Source organism: Bradyrhizobium sp. AZCC 2176 (assembly GCF_036924645.1).
In the GTDB taxonomy this organism is placed as follows: domain Bacteria; phylum Pseudomonadota; class Alphaproteobacteria; order Rhizobiales; family Xanthobacteraceae; genus Bradyrhizobium.
The window spans coordinates 4,813,709-4,830,565 of sequence record NZ_JAZHRX010000001.1; the positions used below are offsets into that span (position 1 = coordinate 4,813,709).

Below are 16,857 nucleotides of genomic sequence, written 5' to 3' on the forward strand. Positions count from 1 at the left end.
CGCTCTCCTCTTGGTGCTTCGGGTCACTCAGCCGAGAAGGGTGCTTCGACAATGAGCGTTCTTAGGAAGACGGCGAGGAGCTAGGGTGTGTCAGCAATCGGCACATCGCGTCATTTCGCTGCGATGCGGAATTTGGTCGCTATCCGGGGCATTGCGGACATCGATCAGCCGCGCCAATCAATCTCGATTTATGAGTACGCATTCTGGTCAGCTACGCCGAGCCTTTGATTTGACGCCGCTCGCTTTGGGCCGTTGCCGCTGCAGTTTCGCGATAAAGCTCTGCAAGGCTTCCGACGGCGGCCGTGCCGCGCTGTAGGCGAGCCCCACCTCGCGCTTCACGTCGACGTCGATCTCGCGCACGGCGACATCGGAGTTGGCGCGCGCCACGCCTTCGGGAACGATCGCAATCCCGACACCGGCGGCAACCAGCGCCATCGCCCAGTCTTCCGATTCGGCGATCGCCGCGGGCACGCGCGACGGCGATGCGGCGCGGCCGAAGAATTCGCTCTGCTCGCAATGGCAGCGATCGACCATGGCGGCGCTGGCGAGATCGGAGGTGCGCAGCCGCTCCTTCAGCGTCAGCGGATGCGACGGCGGCAGCGCTGCGACGTAGCGCTCGACCCAGAGCGGAACGAAATGTTCGTCGGCGCGCAGCAGATTCTTGGAGACGATCCGCGCATCCGAAGGCTCGTCGACGCCGACGAGGCGGAGCGCGATGTCGGAAGTCCCGGTCAGCGGCTTCAACAGCGCAATGGTTCGCGGCCGGTCGAGCGTGCGCATCAGGCCGAGCGTCAGCTTGTTCCGCGTCGCAGGCTTGCGGAACAGGTTTTTCGCGGCGTCCGCCTCGTCGATGATGCGGCGGGCCACGGCGTGGAATTGTTCGGCCGCTTCTGTGGGCGCCATTCCCTTCTTGTGCCGGATGAACAGCGCCGCTCCGAGTTCGGCTTCCAGATTGGTGATCGCCGCCGAGATCGAGGGCTGCGAGATGAAGCACCGTTTGGCCGCCGCCGTCAGGTTGCGCTCCCTGAACACGGCCGCGAAATAGCGGAGTTCGCGGATATCCATAGTCTGTTCCTATTGATACTATCAAATATCGATATTTTACCTATGGTTTTGCCAATGGCAAGGAAGGCGCCTGACCTCAAGGGAGACATCGTCATGCGCGTCCAGCATCTCAACACCGGCACCATGTGCCCGATCGGTCGTCGCCTGGTGAACGGCACCGGCAGCATTTTTCAGCGCGCGCGCATGGTGTGCCATTGCCTGCTGATCGAGACTAATGACGGGCTGACGCTGGTGGACACCGGCATCGGACTGGCCGACATCGCCAACCCGCCACGGCTGGGACCCAAATGGGTCCGGCAGACGACCCCGCGGCTTGATCCGGCCGAGACGGCCGTGCGGCAGGTCGAGGCGCTCGGCTATTCCAAAAGCGACGTGCGGCATCTGTTGCTGACGCATCTCGATCGCGATCATGCCGGCGGCATTCCGGATTTTCCGAACGCGAAGGTGCACGTCCATCGCCGCGAGTACGACATGGCGGTGACCGGCCGGACGCCCGCGCCGAAGGGCCGCTACATCACCGATCAGTGGAAGCATGGTCCGCAGTGGGCGTTCTATGACGAGGGCGGCGAGGACTGGTTCGGCTTTGAGGGCGTGCGCGCGCTTGGCGATCGCGAGCCTGATATCCTGATGATCCCGCTACCCGGCCATACCTTAGGTCATTGCGGCATCGCCGTGCGGACAAAGGACAAATGGCTGCTGCACGCCGGTGACGCCTATTTCTTCCACGGCCAAATGCAGGCTTCGCCGAAAATGCCGCTAGTGCTCGGCATGTTTCAGCGCCGCGCCGACATGGACCGCGCCATGCGCATCCAGAACCAGGAGCGGCTACGGACGCTCAAGGCCAATCACGGCGATACCGTGACCATCTTCAACAGCCACGATCCCGTGGACTACGAGAATTGCCGCTGCGGCCAACACCAGGAAGTGCCGGCCCATCACAGGCCGTGATCAGCGTTTGGACCGTGGCGCAGGCGTTGGCGCAGGCGCCGGCGGCGCCGGTTCGGGCTGCTTGGCCGGCGTCGGCTCGGTCTGCGGGGTGCAACGCGATGCCGCGAGCGACGCCTGTGCCTGTGGCATCAGGCCGGGCTCCGGCGCTAAGGCCTTCAGCACGATCAGGCCGGTCGCGGTGGGGGAGTCGATGATCAGGCGGTCGGCGGCGGTGACTTCCTCATCCTCCGGCAATTCGGAATGCTGCTCTTCCGTCATCAGGTCGAGTTCGATCACCTTGCGGCCGGCCGAGCGGTCGTTGATGGCGTAATAGGCGACCTCGTTGCGCGTGTAGAACGACACTGAGGTGTAGGCCTGGCTGACCGGCACCGTCAGCTTGAGGGGGCCGCCGGAGAGATCGTAGCGGCAGATCGCGACCGCAAAGGCGGGGTCCATGAACGGCATCGGGGCGTTGTTGGGCTCGGCGAGCGGCAGGGCCGTGACGGCATTCTCCCTGGTCATCGGCGTCAGCCGCGAATAGGCATCCTGGGTGGCAATGCGCGGCAGCGCCAGCACGCTGACGAGATGCACCACGCCGCCCAGCAGCACGCCCGCGATGATGGTGAACACCAGCCGGATCATGGGCAGTTCACCGTGGAGATGGAGGGCATCGGCGCGTCACGCTGGGTCCGTGTGGCCACTCCGACCGGCGTATCGTAGAGCCGCAGCATCAGCGCGTAGCGCTCGATCCCGCCCGTCGGCAGCCAATTGCCGGCGCGGGAGCGGGCCGCCACGCGGATCTCGAACCCGCCGTCCGAGCCGCGGACGATTTCCTGGCTGGTGAAGCCGTAGCGCTGCAGCGAATTGGCGACCAGATGCCCCTTGCGGTCGAACAGCGTCAGCGTCCAGAACCGGGCTGCCGGCGTCACTCCGCTGACGACGACGTCGCAGCGCCCGTCGAGCGGTCTCTTCTTGTCGTCGGTGGTTGCCGAGAAGGCGATGCCGTCGCCGGTGCCGATCGGCAATTCGCCGCTGCGGGCGATCGAGGCGCGCGAATAGGGATCGACCTCGGCGGTGCCGCTCTTGGGCCGCGCGGTCCAGGCGCCGATCGTCAGGGTGCCGAGATCGGTGCCGCGCGTCGCCGTCATGTAGGTCGAGCCGAGACCGACGGCTGTGGCAAGCGCCAATGCCAGCAAGGTGATGAAGATCAGCCGCACAGGCCAGTGCTCCGAAATCTCACGGCATCAGATTCCGCTTGAACCGGCTTCATTCGAAACCTGAAGCGCTTCTTCTTGTTTTGGCATGTCGAGGCAGACGCTTCGCGCCTGTTCCGAGGACAGCCGGTTAACACTCTGCCGGATCATGCCTTTTAATTCTTCCGCTGCGCCGGCGCAGGCTGCTCGCCAGCGGCTGCGATGTAGTTCTCGGGGAAGGCCAGTGCGCCAGACGTGACCGGCTTGGCCGGCTGCTTCTGATCGTTGGACGAGGTCTTGCCCGCGGCCTTGGCGGCCTCGTCGAGCAGTCGCTCGACCCGCACCAGAATATCCGCGCCGCGCTTGGTCAATACCGGCGGCGGCCCCGGCTTGGTCTCCAGCACCCGTGCCGCGCTGTTGGCGGCGACGTTGGCGGGCTGAGCGGGCTGCGGCAGTTTCGTGCCCATGCCGATGCCGGGGATTTCCTTCACCTCGACGCCCTGGTGCGCGACGAGCATGATGTCGTGCCAGGTTTGCGCCGGCAGCGACCCGCCGGTCATGCGGTTGGTCGGCGAGTAGTCGTCATTGCCGTACCAGACCGCGCAGGTGAAGTTGCCGGTGTAGCCGACGAACCAGGCGTCACGGTAGGCGTTGGTGGTCCCGGTCTTGCCCGCGGTCGGAATCCCGTCGAGGGCGGCGCGGCGGGCGGTGCCTTCGCTGACGACGTGGCTCATCATCCACGCCATGTCGGCGGCGACGGAGGCGGGAATGGCTTGCAACGGCTTCTTGCCGTCGCGGTCGAAGCGCCAGACCAGATCGCCGGCGCCGGTGCGCACTTCCAGCACCGCGTGAGGCTTCACGGATTTGCCCTTGTTCGGGAAGGTCGCGTAGGCGACCGCGTGTTCGAGCACGGTGACTTCGTCGGAGCCGATCGGCATCGACGGCGTATCCGGCAGGGGGGCCGTGAGACCGAACTTCCGCGCCACCTCGGTGATCTTGACGCGGCCGGCCTTGGCGGGGTTCGGCGACTTGCCGCCCAGCGCAATCGACAGTTTTACGGGCACAACGTTGATCGAGCGGGTGATCGCCTGCGTCAGCGTGACCGAGCCGGAATAGGAGTGGCCATAGTTCTGCGGGCACCAGTTGCCGATGCAGACCGGGCCGTCGACCACTTTCGAGTTCGGGGTGTAACCGTTCAGCAGCGCGGTGGTGTAGACATAGGGCTTGAACGACGAACCCGGCTGCCGGTAGGCGTCGGTCGAACGGTTAAACTGGCTGGCGCCATAGTCGCGGCCGCCCACCATCGCGCGAACGCCGCCGTCGAGATCGGCGACCACGGTGGCGGCCTGCGTGGCGTGGTAATCCCGGCCGAACTGGCGGAGCTGGTTTTCGACCGCGTCCTCGGCGGCGCGCTGCACGTTCATGTCGATCGCGGTGCGGACCACGAAGACGCGCTCGACATAGGATTTCGGAAAGGTGTCGACCAGCTTGCGCATCTCTTCGAAGGCGTAGTCGAGGTAATAGTTCGGTGAATTTTCGTCGCGGCGGTCGACGGCGATCGCCGGATTGCGCCGGGCGCCGAACACCTGGCCTTCGGTCATGAAGCCGGCATCGACGAGGTTGTCGAGCACGATGTTGGCGCGGGCGCGGGCGGCGGGCAGGTTGATGTGAGGGGCATATTTGGTCGGCGCCTTGAACAGCCCGGCCAGCATCGCCGATTCCGCGAGGGTGACATCGCGCGCCGACTTGTTGAAGTAGAAATGCGCAGCCCCATCGACGCCGAAGGTACCGCCGCCCATATAGGCACGATCGAGATAGAGCTTCAGGATCTCGTTCTTGCTCAGCCGCGTCTCGAGCCAGATCGCGAGGAACGCTTCCTTCACCTTGCGCTCGATGGTGCGCTCGTTGTTGAGGAACAGGTTCTTGGCGAGCTGCTGGGTGATCGACGAACCGCCCTGGCGGACGCCGCCGGCCTGCGCGTTGGTGACGAGCGCGCGTGCCAGGCCCGGAAAGTCGATGCCGAAATGGTCGTAGAAGCGGCGGTCTTCGGTGGCGAGCGTCGCCTTGATCAGATTGTCCGGAAAGTCTTCCAGCGGGATCGAGTCGTTGTGCTTGATGCCGCGGCTGCCGATCGGATTGCCGTAGCGGTCGAGGAACTGCACAGCGAGGTCGGATTTCTTCAACCAGTCGTCGTCGGCGGTTTCACGGAACGCGGGGATCGCCAGCGCAAGCATCACGATCAGCCCGCCGAGGCCGATCGTGGCGGCCTCCGAGAACGGCTCGATGAACACCCATCGCTTCCAGCGGCCGACATAGAAGCGGTCCATGAAGGTAGAGTAGCGCTCATAGAGTTCGCGCAGGCCCTTGCCCGACGAGAACAGCGTCGAGTCGATGCGCGCGTCCAGATCCAGAAAATAGTTCCGGATCTTCTGCTTCCAGTGTGGCGGTAGGATCTGGCGCACCGGGACCCTTGATCGTTCGAAACGCTCACGCACCCGGCCGGGCGCTCTCGAGACGTCATGCTTTGATGTTGCGGCAAACCCAAGGCGCTTTTAGGACACTTGGGGACTCGCAATTGTTCTATCCGAGCGGGGGCTATAAACCAATGCTCTCGCTCACCATTTTGGTGGTCAGCCCTAACGCGTTCCCACCCTTTTTTGCACCCGTAGTCAGCCCGCTTGCGCCCCCATTGCCGGACCCCCTAGAAGGGTTGCAGCCGAACCCGACCCGGAAACCACCGACTTTATGACCGCACCGCCCAAGCGAGCTTCCGGCCAGGAGGGATTCTTCTGGAAAACCAAGACGTTGGAAGAAATGTCCAACGCCGAATGGGAAAGCCTGTGCGACGGCTGCGCGCGCTGCTGCCTGGAAAAGCTCGAGGACGAGGATACCGGGAAAATCTACTTCACCCATGTCTCCTGCAAGCTGCTCGATTCCGGCCTGTGCACCTGCAAGGACTACCCGAACCGTTCCGACAAGGTTCCGGATTGCGTCCGCCTGACGCCCGAGAACGTCCGCACCCTGACTTGGCTGCCGCCGAGCTGCGGCTACAAGCTGGTCGCCGAGGGACGCGATCTCTACTGGTGGCACCCGCTGATTTCGGGCGATCCCAACACCGTGCATGAGGCAGGCGTTTCCGTGCGCGGCAGGGTGGAGGGCACCGAGGACGAGATCGCCGACGAAGATCTCGAGGACCACATCGTGCAATGGCCGGCGCTGTTGCCGAACCGCGCGCGGCTGAAGAAGCGGCCGAAGCCTGAGCGCAAAACTTGAACGGGTTGCGCTGGCCGATCACGTAACCGCGAAGATGTCCCCGCGGGATGCACCCATGCGCGCAGGCGCCTGCCGCGAGAGGAATTTGACCTCTAGTGTGCTGGCCATATGGCGATTCCATCTCGGCGGCTTTGGCTGCGCAGAACAATATTACGTCCGACATGAACAAGCACCAGCGGCAGGGCCGTGAACCTGCCGACCAGACGACTTTGCCCGACGATATCAGCGAAGAGCTCTCGCGCATCACGACCGAGGTCATCGATGTCAGCGATGCGCCGCCGATCGCGCCGCCTGCGCCGCTGAGCCCCGACGAGGTCCGCACCATCCTGATGAGCCTGTTGCTGACGATGTTCCTGGCCGCGCTCGACCAGACCATCGTGGCGACGGCGCTGCCGACCATCGGCCGCCAATTCAACGACGTCAGCAACCTGTCCTGGGTCATCACGGCCTATCTCCTGGCCTCGACCGCGGTCGCGCCGGTGTTCGGCACGCTGAGCGACATCTACGGCCGCCGCGTCATGATTACCGTTTCGCTTGTCCTGTTCACGGTTGGCTCGATCCTCTGCGCGGTCGCGCCGAACATGCCGGTATTGATCGTCGCGCGCGGCCTGCAGGGGCTTGGCGGCGGCGGCATCATGCCCGTCGTGCAGACCGTGATCTCCGACGTGGTCTCACCGCGCGAGCGCGGCAGGTATCAGGCCTATTTCAGCGGCGTCTGGATGGCGGCAGGCTTGATGGGTCCCGTACTCGGCGGCGTGTTCGCCGAGCATCTGCACTGGTCGATGATCTTCTGGATCAACGTGCCGCTCGCCGTCGGCGCGATGTTTCTGCTGTTGCCCAAGATGGGCAAGATCCCGGTGTTCCACCGCCGGCGCAAGGTCGACTGGCTCGGCGGATTGCTGCTGATGGCCTCCGCCGTCGTGGTCATGCTGGTGCTGACCTGGGGCGGCAATCGGTATGCATGGCTGTCGCCTGCGATCATGGCGATGATCGGCGCGTCTGTCGCGTTGGCGTTCGCCTTCGTCTGGCATGGGCGCAATGCCGAGGAGCCGTTCCTGCCGCTGCCGCTGCTGAGCGGAACGGTGGTGCCTTACGCCATGGTGGCCGGCGGCTGTGCGCTGGGCGCCATCACCGGGCTGACCGTGCATCTGCCGCTGTATTACGAGGTTGTCTATCATCTGACCGCGAGCGAAGCGGGGCTTGCGCTGATCCCGCTCGCTGCGATTTCCACCTGCGGTGCGGCGATCGCCGGGCGGACGATGGCGCGCGCCAAACACTACAAGCGCGTGGCGATCGCGGGCACTTCGGCAGCGGCGATCTTCGGTGCGGTGCTGACCGCGACGACGCTGCCGCTGTGGGGCTTGCTGATCGTGCTGTCGCTGTTTGCGCTCGGGCTAGGCACCACATTCCCGGTCAGCGTGGTCTCGCTGCAGAACTCGGTGGCGCGTGCGCAGATCGGCACCGTGACGGGGGCGATGAATTTCTTCCGCGCGCTGATGTCGTCGTTCACCGTCGCCGCCTTCAGCGCGATCCTCCTGATGGCGCTGGGCGCGGGCATCTCGCTCGGCGAGCATCGCGGTCCCGCGAATGCGATTCCGGTCGCCGACATGATCACCGCGTTCCGCTACGTGTTCGGCGCCGCCACCGCGCTGCTGGCATGTGCCGCGCTCTGCATCATCGCGATGGAGGAACGGCCGCTCGCTGGCCCAACGACGCCGGCGGAGATGGCGGAGTAGGGGCAAGCGGCGAGCCGGGGTCTCTTCTACTTTGCATGGGGTTGTTTTCGCGATTTTATGTCCGGGCCGTCAGTTGCCCACGAAGGGTCGCGCGCTGTCCGCGACAAGGCGAGCGGCTTCCGCCGATGTCACGACGCCATCGACAAGCCCGGTTTCGATGATGGTGACGCGCGGCATAGGCGAGGGATGACCCGTTGCGTGGGCTCAGGTCCCCGGCCTTGAGACCTCGGTCTCCTTGCTGGTGATGAACTCCAGCAGCACCGGTACGCCTTCCTGCGTCTTCGCAATGCCGCGCTTGATCGCGGGGACGATGTCCTCCGGCTTCGTGACCCGCTCGCCGTAGCCGCCAAAGGCGCGCGCCATCGCGGCGTAGTCGCCGGAAATGTCGGTGGAGCGGTATTTCTCGGTCGAGATCGGCATCACCTTCAATTCGATCGCCATGGAAAAATTATTCAACAGGATCGACATGATCGGGATGCGCTCGCGCACCGCGGTCTCGAAATCCATGCCTGTGAAGCCAATCGCGGCATCGCCCCAGACATTGATGCAGAGCTTGTCGGGCTTTGCCAGCTTGGCGCCCATCGCAAGCCCAAGGCCGTAGCCGAGCTGCGTCGTCTTGCCCCAGCCGATGTAGGAGAGCGGCTCGACCGATTTCCAGAACGGGGACAACTGGTCGCGTGGGCTGCCGGCATCGTGGGTGATGATGGTGTTGCTGATGTCGACCGTGTGCTGCAGATCCCACAAAACGCGGTAGGGGTTCAGCGGCGCGTCGTTATGCGTCAGCTTCGGCATCCATTTCGCCAGCCATTCCTTGTGGGAGGCCGCTATCTCGGCTGCGACCGCCGTCGCGTCGCGATCCGTCGTGACAGTCTTGCCGACTTCTTCCAATAGCGCGTCGAGTACGAGCCCGGCGTCACCGACCAGGCCGATCCTGGCCTCGACGTCCTTGTTGAGATGGTTGGGGTCGAGCGTCGAATGGATGATGGTCTTGCCCTTCGGCATGGCGATGCCGAATGACGTCTCGGTAAACGAGCAGCCGATGCCGAAGATCACGTCGGCGTCGCCCAAAAATTTCGGCACCGCGCGGGGTACGGCGAGGCCGCCCGATCCCAGCGACAGCGGGTGCGTCTCCGGAAAGGATGACTTGCCGCCAAGGCTGGTCGTGACGGGAATGGCGAGGCGTTCGGCCAGCCGCCTGAGCTGCGGCCAGGCCTTGGCATAATGCACGCCTTGGCCGGCATAGATTACCGGGCGCTTCGCCGCGACGAGGAGGGCCGCCGCTTCCCTCACATGCACGGGATCGGCGCCATAGCGGGTGCGCAGCACCGGCGTGTAGCTCAGCGGTTCCGGCACTTCCTCGTTCCACATGTCGGCCGGGATTTCGACGATCACCGGCCCGCCGCGGCCGTTTTTCAGTCTGGTGAACGCGCGCCGGAAAATGTTGCAGACTTCCGCGGCGATGTTGATCGGCTCGGACGATTTCGAGAATGCCTTCATCGCCTGGCTCGAGTTGAAATTTGGGTCGATGTTGGCGAGGCGGCGCGCATAGCCCATCGGCAGCACCAGCACGGGCACCGACTCGCCGTAACATTGAGCCACGCCGCCCATCGCGTTCTCGGCGCCCGGCCCATGCTGCATGCAAAACGCACCGATCGATTGCCCTGAGGTGACGCGCGAGATCGCGTCCGCCATGTGAACGCCGATGCGTTCCTGGCGCACCATCACGGGGCGGATGTCGGCATTGGCGGCATATTCGATGAGATGATTGACCGGATAGCCGCAGAGGATTTCGATCCCCTCCCGCTTCATGATTTCCGCGATGGCGGCGCCGAGCTTCATGACGGTCTCCCCCTGGATTGCAGGCCGGTTCAGTCCGGTCGAGTTGCGACAGTTGGAGCAGGATTTTACCGCGCGGTAAAGCGCGCGCGGCGCGTGCGCGCGGAAGTGCTGATATGCGTTTGGTCAGTTCCGCGCCCCGTGCAACTTCTGCGAACGGGGGCAGATTCTTCGTCCGCCTTAATCGATTGTTCAGCCTGTTCGTCAAGGCCTCTTCAACCGTTCCGACCTAGAGTTTAAGCAGTATCGCGCGGGAGAGATTCCGGGGGGAGCGTCGGCAGGAGTTCGTCTATGCGTCGGTTACTGGCACGATTTGTCGACGATGAATGCGGTGCTACCGCTATCGAATATTGCCTCATTGCGGCCGGCCTCAGCATCGTGATCGTCACCGCCGTCACCGGCATCGGCAGCACGCTCAGCACGAAATTCTCCGACGTCAGCACCTCGCTCAAATAGCGGCAAGGCCGCGCAGGCATCATGCTGGAGCTGCTGTTTGGATCACTGGTGATGATCTGGGGGCCGCCAGTCCTGGCTGGCAGTTGCGATGGCGGGTTGGACGTTGACAGCGGGGACGAGGACGGCGGCAGGATTGAAACCAGCGCTATTTGCCTTCCCTGTCCGCATTGAGCGCCCGCACGACAGCGATCCGCGCGAACATCAGCCAGCCGCCACCAGTCTCCGCCGCATTGATCAGATTCTCGACCGCGACCTGCCAGTGCGGCTCGTGCTGCACCTCTTCCGATAACCCCATGACATAGTCGGCCGCCTGTTGCAGCGTCGCGAGCTTGCTTCCGCCGCGAAGCGCTATCGGGTCATCGAACGGGGTCGACCACGGCATCGCGCGCTATGCTATCGCGCTCCTTGCCCGATCATCCGGCCTTCTTGGTGCGGCCGGCGGTGCGCACCGGCTTCTCCGCCTTCTTCGGCGCTTCCTTGACAGTTTCCTTGGCGGCCCGCTTGCCGCCGCCGCTGATCGGCAACAGCATCTCGCGCTGGCCGGCGGCGGCTTTTTTTGGCTTCTTGCCCTTGGTTTTGGCGGCGGCAGGGGTGGCCTGCTTTTCGCTGGCCAGGCTGCGCTTGAGCGCGTCCATCAGGTTGATGACGTTGCCGGTGGTTTTCGGTGCCGGCTTTGCCGTGATGCTCAGGCCGCTGCGCTTCTGGTTGATCAGGTCGATCAGCGCCTGCTCATAACGGTCCTCGAACTGCTCGGGCTCGAATGAGGCGGATTTCTGCTCGACGATATGCCTTGCCAGATCAAGCATATCCTTGGTGATCTTCACGTCCTGGATATCCTCGAAATAATCCGTCTCGCTACGGACCTCGTAGGGATAGCGCAGCAGCGTTCCCATCAGCCCCTTGTCGAGCGGCTCCAGCGCGATGATGTGCTCGCGGTTGGTCAGCACCACGCGTCCGATCGCGACCTTGTTCATGGTGCGGATGGTTTCGCGGATCACCGCGAAGGCGTCATGGCCGACCTTGCCGTCCGGCACGAGATAATAGGGGCGGATCAGATAGCGCCCGTCGATATCGGATTTCGGGACGAACTCGTCGATCTCGATGGTGCGGGTCGATTCCAGCGCAATGTCGTCGAGCTCGTCCTTCGACACTTCGATGTAGGTATCGGTGTCGATCTTGTAGCCCTTCATGATGTCGTCGTTGGCGACTTCCTCGCCGGTCTCGGCGTCGACCTTGGCGTATTTGATCCGGTGACCGGTCTTGCGGTTGATCTGGTTGAAGGAAACCTTCTCGGTGTCCGATGTCGCCGGATAGAGGGCGACCGGACAAGTCACGAGCGAAAGGCGCAGAAAACCCTTCCAATTGGCGCGGGGGGCCATGGGCTACTCCAAAAAAACGCAACAGACGACCGGTAAGAATACCATCGGATCCCCGCTTCTCAAACACGGCGGGGCCGAGAATCGCGGAATGGCGTTAACCGCAGCGCGGCCCCGTTATGCGGCCGGCTTGCGACCTTTTGGACGTTGCTGCCGCGCGGCACGGCCCAAAAGGTCGGAACATCACTTCCAATCACGCGTTGCTCCAACCGGCGGTGTCGAAGCATTCGCTGGCATTACAGGCACTTATCCGAAGAGGTCCCCATGGCAACGCAACGACATGGCCAGATCGTCGAAACTCCCACCGAGGCGCGCCAGGCCGAACCCGGCCCGTCGGTACTTGCGCTCCTGACGGTTTCGACCGGGCTCGCAATTCTGATCCTGGGCATCGTCTGGTTCGTATTCTTCCGTACGTGAGCGACTGACCGGCCCCTTGGGCAGTCTCTTGGGCCCAGTCAATCGGCCATGCTAGGCGTTCGGCCTTGGGCCAATGCCCGCCCGCGGAAGGCCTCATGACTAAAAAGTAACATCGGGCAATGCACCCGTTCATGGCCCGTTCACGCCGGTTAGCCTCATCTTGAGATCCTGATATCGTGGGGCTCATTTTTGGAGGCCAGCTTGCGCCTGCTCGTTGTTGAGGACGATCCGGATCTCAACCGTCAGCTTACGACGGCTCTGACGGATGCCGGTTACGTGGTCGATCGCGCGTTCGACGGCGAGGAGGGGCACTACCTCGGTGACAGCGAGCCCTATGACGCCGTCGTTCTCGACATCGGGCTGCCCAAGATGGACGGTATCTCGGTGCTGGAGGCATGGCGCCGCAACGGCCGCGCCATGCCGGTCCTCATCCTCACCGCCCGCGACCGCTGGAGCGACAAGGTGCAGGGGTTTGACGCCGGCGCCGACGACTATGTCGCCAAGCCGTTTCACCTCGAAGAAGTGCTGGCGCGAATTCGCGCGCTGCTGCGCCGTTCCACCGGCCACGCGCAGTCCGAACTGACCTGCGGTCCCGTGTCCCTGGATACCCGCACCGGCCGCGTCAGCGTCTCCGGCAACCCGATCAAGATGACCTCGCACGAGTACCGGCTGTTGGCCTACCTGATGCATCACACCGGGCGGGTGGTATCGCGCACCGAACTGGTCGAGCATCTCTACGACCAGGACTTCGATCGCGACTCCAACACCATCGAGGTGTTCGTCGGCCGCATCCGCAAGAAGCTCGACGTCGACATCATCCAGACCGTGCGCGGGCTCGGCTATCTCTTGACGCCGCCGACGCCCGGAACCTGATGAGCCTTGCTCTTTTATTCGAGCATGATCTTATCCGAAGGCCAGTCTCCGTCCGTCGGATCGGAACCTGGGGACTTGCTTTTCGGGATCTTGCTCTGATGCGCGGAAGTTCGCTCGCGACGCGGTTGTTCCTGTCGGCGACCGCGTGTGGGTGGTCGTGATCCTCGTGATCACCGGCGTGATCCTGTCGTCGGTCTATCGCAACGCGACCGAGCGCGCCTTCGACCGCCGTCTCAACCTCTATCTCCGCACCCTGATCGCCGAGGTCGCGACCCCGGACGAGCCGCCCGACCACCAGTTCCAGTCGCTCGGCGAGCCGTTGTTCGAACTGCCACTGTCCGGCTGGTACTGGCAGATCGTCCGTACCGACGAGAAGGCCGAGACGCGGGCATCGCGTTCGCTGTGGGACAAGAAGCTGCCGAAGCTCGAGGATATCGGCGCGGAGCTGACCCCCGCCGGCATCCGTCTTGGCTATGTCGATGGGCCCGAGGGGCAGAGCCTGCGGGTCGTCGAGCGGCCGGTCGACCTCGGCGCCGACGGCAAATTTCTGGTCAGCGTGGCGGGCGATGCATCCGAGATTTTCGACGAGATCCGTGCCTTCGACTATTACCTCGGCGGCACCTTCGCGGCGCTCGGTATCGTCCTGCTCCTGACCACGATCTTCCAGGTCCGTTTCGGGCTGGCGCCGCTCAAGCGCATTTCGGAATCGATCGCCGACATCCGCTCCGGACGCGCCGAACGGCTGGAAGGCGAGTTTCCCGTCGAGATCGCACCGCTGGCGCGCGAAACCAACGCGCTGATCGACGCCAACCGCGAGATCGTCGAGCGCGCGCGCACCCATGTCGGCAATCTCGCCCACGCCATCAAGACGCCGCTCTCCGTCATCGTCAACGAGGCTACCGCCCACGTGGTAAATCCCTTTGCCAGCAAGGTCTTGGAGCAGGCCGATGTGATGCGGGATCAAGTGGCGCATCATCTGGAACGGGCGCGGATCGCCGCGCGCGTCACCATCGTCGGCACCGTCACCGAGGTCGCGCCAGCCATCGAGGCGCTGCGACGGACCATGGAAAAGATCCATCGGGATCGCGACATCACGATTGCGGTGAAGGCCGACCCGCAAGCCAAGTTCCGCGGCGAGCGTCAGGACCTCGAGGAGATGGCCGGCAATTTGGTCGACAATGCCTGCAAATGGGCGGCCTCGCAGGTCTTCATCGAGGTGAAGGTGGAGCCGCCGCTGGAGCCCCGTGCCGGGCCGCGGCTCCGGATCATTGTAGATGACGATGGCCGCGGATTGTCCGCCGCCGAGCGCGCACAGGTGTCCCGGCGCGGCCAGCGGCTGGACGAGTCCAAGCCGGGTTCCGGGCTCGGGCTTTCGATCGTGGTCGATCTCGCCGCCCTTTACGGCGGCAGCCTTGTCTTGGGCAACGCCCCGATCGGCGGGTTGCGGGCGGAATTGGTGCTGCCGGGGGTCTGAACGCATGGCCCGGCTGATTACCTCGGGTTGAGGGGACGGCACCCCGAAATGCCAAGGGTTGATTTCGTTATTCCTAAACGACTTCTTAACGCGCACACTTCTAAGATCGGCGACGGGGCGCTTCGCCGTCCGTTTGACACACGCATATCCACACCAGGCGAATGAGCCAGACATCGACCGAGCGGCTGAGGGACTATCTCGCCCAGCTCCCGCCCCAATCGCAGGCGCTGCTGATGCGGGAGTTCGAGCGCGCCATTGAGCGCGGGGAGGACATAGCCGTCGCCAATTTCGTCCTCGAGCAACTCCGCAAGGTCGTGCGCGGCACCGAGGAAGATGACGAGGCGCGTCCGCGGACCGACGATCCGGCGCGGCTGCTGTTCCGTCCGCTGGAGCCGTTTCTTGTCGAAAGCAACTTTCCGGTGCGGCCTGGCCAGGTCCGGCGTGCATCGCTGCTGCCGGTCTGGCAATGGCTGGGCCGCGACGGGGCGCCCGATGCGGCACGCGCATTCGAGACTGCGCTCGCCGAGATCAGGCAGAGCGGTAGTGATGCCGGCCTCGAAGCCGCCACGCGCAAATTCCAGCTTGCCGCAGCCGAAGCGATCGTCAAGACCGCCACGCCGGTCTCGGGCGACGACAGGCATCGGGTGCTCGCCCGTATCGGCCCGCCCAATGTCGTCGAGGATTTATTGTCGATCGGAGGCGTGCTGCGCGCGCGCGAGGCGCTGGAGGCGCTCGGCAGCCGGATGCCTGGCCAGATGCGGGTATTTTCCGAATCCCAGATTGCGTCGGTAGGTGCGGCGCTCAACGTTCCCTCGTTGCAGACATCGCAATTGCTGCCGTTCGCGCTGTCGCTGATCATGCAGCGGCTGGCGCAGCCGTGGCAGATCATCCGTCTCGCGATCAAGATGGCGGCATCCGACGACGAGATTCGCGTGGCCGCCACGCCCTACGGCATCGCCGTCACGGTCGCGCTGCACGATCTCTCGTTCCTTACGGCCTGCTTGCGCACGGACATCAGGCGCAGCCATTTCGACAATGTCGGCGAGCAACTTAAATCCTTGCACGATGGCGTGCGCGGGTTGCGCACCGAGCTCGATCTGCGCAACGATTCCGCGTGGGGCCGCCAGCTCACCTCGATCCGCGCCGATATTTCCAATTCGCTGCAGTCGGAGATCGAGAGCGTGCCCGGCCGGGTCCGCCGCATCCTGCGTCAGCGCGCCGACAAGGATATCGCCTCCGCGCCCAAGATCGATGCTGCGGAGGTCGAAGAGATCGCCGCCCTGATCGACTTCGTAGCAGTGTGCCGGACCTATGCCAGCGAACTCGCCATCAACGAGGTGACGCTGCGGACCTATTCCGACCTGCAGCATTACGTCGAGCGATCCACGGAGAGCCTGGTGCAGGCGCTGCGCGGCGGCGACCCCAAGGCGCGTGCCTACCGCCAGATGCAGGCCAAGGCGGCGATCCGCTTCTGCGAAATCCTGTTCGGCCATGACTATGCGTCGCTGATGAGCAGGGCGGCCGAAAATGCCATGACCGGCGAGCGCAAGGCGATCAAGGCGAGCTAAAGCATTTTCCAGCGAGGCATGCCCTCGGACCTGATCCGGGGGTGGCTATCGGCTCGCCTCAGGAAAACGCGTCAAACAGAATCTCGCCCCGGTTTCGGCCCCGTCGCATCACGCCTTGCGCCGATCCTTGGCGTCGCGAAGAAATTCGGCGAAGGCCTTGAGAGTCACATCGGAAACATGATGTTCGATGCCCTCGGCGTCAGCCTCTGCGGCTTCCTGGGGAACACCCAGCGCCAGCAGGACGTCCACCACCAGACGGTGACGGGCACGGACGCGCTTGGCGAGAGTCTCGCCCTTTTCGGTCAGGAATACCCCACGGTAGGGCCGGGCCGTGACCAGGTCTTCGCGCTTCAACCGCGCGATGGTGTCGATGGCCGTCGGGTGGGATACACCTAGCCTGCGCGCGATGTCGGTCGGGCGCGCCTCACCGGTCGTTCCGAGCAGATCCGAAATCAGTTCGACATAGTCTTCCAGAACCGCGGTCGACCGCGCCGATCGCGCCTTGCCGAAGCGGCGCGCCTGCGTCTGTTCCGCGGGCAGCGGCAGCATCGGTTTGGCCCGATTTGTCGAGGGCTTGCGCAACTCCGTACCTTCCAGGCGAATCCACCGAGACGAGGCCAGACCATGGCGCGCTGCCGACCACATTGCAAGTTTGCGGCTCGT

At 64.2% G+C, this 16,857-nt stretch carries 15 protein-coding genes and 1 pseudogene; 8 read left to right on the forward strand and 8 right to left on the reverse strand.

What is annotated here, in order from left to right:
• Positions 1-207 precede the first annotated feature (207 nt).
• Positions 208-1,065 (reverse strand): LysR family transcriptional regulator, encoded by an 858-nt coding sequence (locus V1288_RS22650; protein ID WP_334359156.1) that lies wholly within the window; start codon positions 1,063-1,065, stop codon positions 208-210.
• A gap of 93 nt (positions 1,066-1,158) precedes the next feature.
• Here V1288_RS22650 and V1288_RS22655 point away from each other — a divergent pair, with 93 nt between their 5' ends.
• Positions 1,159-2,013, forward strand: a complete 855-nt coding sequence (locus tag V1288_RS22655; protein ID WP_334359157.1) for an MBL fold metallo-hydrolase — start codon at positions 1,159-1,161, stop codon at positions 2,011-2,013.
• On the opposite strand, the gene V1288_RS22660 is transcribed toward V1288_RS22655, so the two are convergent.
• From V1288_RS22660 to V1288_RS22670, 3 genes are all read right to left on the reverse strand, one after another.
• Positions 2,014-2,634, reverse strand: coding sequence for a DUF1254 domain-containing protein (locus V1288_RS22660; RefSeq protein WP_334359158.1), 621 nt, complete (start codon positions 2,632-2,634; stop codon positions 2,014-2,016).
• Positions 2,631-3,209, reverse strand: coding sequence for a DUF1214 domain-containing protein (locus V1288_RS22665; protein WP_334359159.1), 579 nt, complete (start codon positions 3,207-3,209; stop codon positions 2,631-2,633). The genes V1288_RS22660 and V1288_RS22665 overlap by 4 nt, the downstream gene beginning before the upstream one ends.
• Positions 3,210-3,361: 152 nt before the next feature.
• Positions 3,362-5,647, reverse strand: coding sequence for a transglycosylase domain-containing protein (locus V1288_RS22670; protein WP_334359160.1), 2,286 nt, complete (start codon positions 5,645-5,647; stop codon positions 3,362-3,364).
• A 283-nt stretch (positions 5,648-5,930) separates the two neighbouring features.
• On the opposite strand from V1288_RS22670, the gene V1288_RS22675 reads away from it, so the two are divergent.
• Together V1288_RS22675 and V1288_RS22680 are read left to right on the forward strand one after the other, a co-directional pair.
• The gene (locus V1288_RS22675; protein ID WP_334359161.1) at positions 5,931-6,458 is read left to right on the forward strand and encodes a YcgN family cysteine cluster protein; all 528 of its coding nucleotides are present in this window, start codon (positions 5,931-5,933) and stop codon (positions 6,456-6,458) included.
• Between the two features lie 161 nt (positions 6,459-6,619).
• On the forward strand, positions 6,620-8,194 hold the full coding sequence (locus tag V1288_RS22680) for an MDR family MFS transporter (RefSeq protein ID WP_334361375.1): 1,575 nt from the start codon (positions 6,620-6,622) through the stop codon (positions 8,192-8,194).
• 204 nt (positions 8,195-8,398) lie between these two features.
• Here V1288_RS22680 and V1288_RS22685 read toward each other — a convergent pair whose 3' ends face one another.
• The gene (locus V1288_RS22685; protein ID WP_334359162.1) at positions 8,399-10,033 is read right to left on the reverse strand and encodes a thiamine pyrophosphate-requiring protein; all 1,635 of its coding nucleotides are present in this window, start codon (positions 10,031-10,033) and stop codon (positions 8,399-8,401) included.
• A 288-nt stretch (positions 10,034-10,321) separates the two neighbouring features.
• Here V1288_RS22685 and V1288_RS22690 point away from each other — a divergent pair, with 288 nt between their 5' ends.
• Positions 10,322-10,486, forward strand: a complete 165-nt coding sequence (locus tag V1288_RS22690) for a Flp family type IVb pilin (protein ID WP_334359163.1) — start codon at positions 10,322-10,324, stop codon at positions 10,484-10,486.
• Between the two features lie 145 nt (positions 10,487-10,631).
• Here V1288_RS22690 and V1288_RS22695 read toward each other — a convergent pair whose 3' ends face one another.
• Positions 10,632-10,868, reverse strand: coding sequence for a hypothetical protein (locus V1288_RS22695; RefSeq protein WP_334359164.1), 237 nt, complete (start codon positions 10,866-10,868; stop codon positions 10,632-10,634).
• A 31-nt stretch (positions 10,869-10,899) separates the two neighbouring features.
• A complete protein-coding gene (ku, locus tag V1288_RS22700; protein WP_334359165.1) occupies positions 10,900-11,865 on the reverse strand; it encodes a non-homologous end joining protein Ku in 966 nt (321 codons plus the stop codon).
• 261 nt (positions 11,866-12,126) lie between these two features.
• Here ku and V1288_RS22705 point away from each other — a divergent pair, with 261 nt between their 5' ends.
• The 4 genes and pseudogenes from V1288_RS22705 (at position 12,127) to V1288_RS22720 (ending at position 16,194) form a co-directional block, all read left to right on the forward strand.
• Positions 12,127-12,279 carry a hypothetical protein gene (locus V1288_RS22705; protein WP_247520806.1) on the forward strand — a complete coding sequence of 51 codons (153 nt, stop codon included), beginning with the start codon at positions 12,127-12,129 and terminating at the stop codon, positions 12,277-12,279.
• Between the two features lie 201 nt (positions 12,280-12,480).
• A complete protein-coding gene (locus V1288_RS22710) occupies positions 12,481-13,152 on the forward strand; it encodes a response regulator transcription factor (RefSeq protein ID WP_283033564.1) in 672 nt (223 codons plus the stop codon).
• 98 nt (positions 13,153-13,250) lie between these two features.
• Positions 13,251-14,626: pseudogene (locus V1288_RS22715) on the forward strand (sensor histidine kinase).
• A 161-nt stretch (positions 14,627-14,787) separates the two neighbouring features.
• Positions 14,788-16,194 (forward strand): hypothetical protein, encoded by a 1,407-nt coding sequence (locus V1288_RS22720; RefSeq protein ID WP_334359166.1) that lies wholly within the window; start codon positions 14,788-14,790, stop codon positions 16,192-16,194.
• Positions 16,195-16,302: 108 nt separating this feature from the next.
• Here the strand turns inward: V1288_RS22720 and mntR are convergent, their stop codons facing one another.
• Positions 16,303-16,776, reverse strand: coding sequence for a manganese-binding transcriptional regulator MntR (gene mntR, locus V1288_RS22725; RefSeq protein ID WP_442893974.1), 474 nt, complete (start codon positions 16,774-16,776; stop codon positions 16,303-16,305).
• Positions 16,777-16,857: the final 81 nt, after the last annotated feature.

Coding starts and splice junctions, on each gene's coding strand:
- V1288_RS22650 (WP_334359156.1), bottom strand. CDS start 1,065: ATGGATATCCGCGAACTCCGCTATTTCGCGGCCGTGTTCAGGGAGCGC.
- V1288_RS22655 (WP_334359157.1), top strand. CDS start 1,159: ATGCGCGTCCAGCATCTCAACACCGGCACCATGTGCCCGATCGGTCGT.
- V1288_RS22680 (WP_334361375.1), top strand. CDS start 6,620: ATGAACAAGCACCAGCGGCAGGGCCGTGAACCTGCCGACCAGACGACT.
- ku (WP_334359165.1), bottom strand. CDS start 11,865: ATGGCCCCCCGCGCCAATTGGAAGGGTTTTCTGCGCCTTTCGCTCGTG.
- V1288_RS22660 (WP_334359158.1), bottom strand. CDS start 2,634: ATGATCCGGCTGGTGTTCACCATCATCGCGGGCGTGCTGCTGGGCGGC.
- V1288_RS22675 (WP_334359161.1), top strand. CDS start 5,931: ATGACCGCACCGCCCAAGCGAGCTTCCGGCCAGGAGGGATTCTTCTGG.
- V1288_RS22685 (WP_334359162.1), bottom strand. CDS start 10,033: ATGAAGCTCGGCGCCGCCATCGCGGAAATCATGAAGCGGGAGGGGATC.
- V1288_RS22695 (WP_334359164.1), bottom strand. CDS start 10,868: ATGCCGTGGTCGACCCCGTTCGATGACCCGATAGCGCTTCGCGGCGGA.
- V1288_RS22720 (WP_334359166.1), top strand. CDS start 14,788: ATGAGCCAGACATCGACCGAGCGGCTGAGGGACTATCTCGCCCAGCTC.
- V1288_RS22690 (WP_334359163.1), top strand. CDS start 10,322: ATGCGTCGGTTACTGGCACGATTTGTCGACGATGAATGCGGTGCTACC.
- V1288_RS22705 (WP_247520806.1), top strand. CDS start 12,127: ATGGCAACGCAACGACATGGCCAGATCGTCGAAACTCCCACCGAGGCG.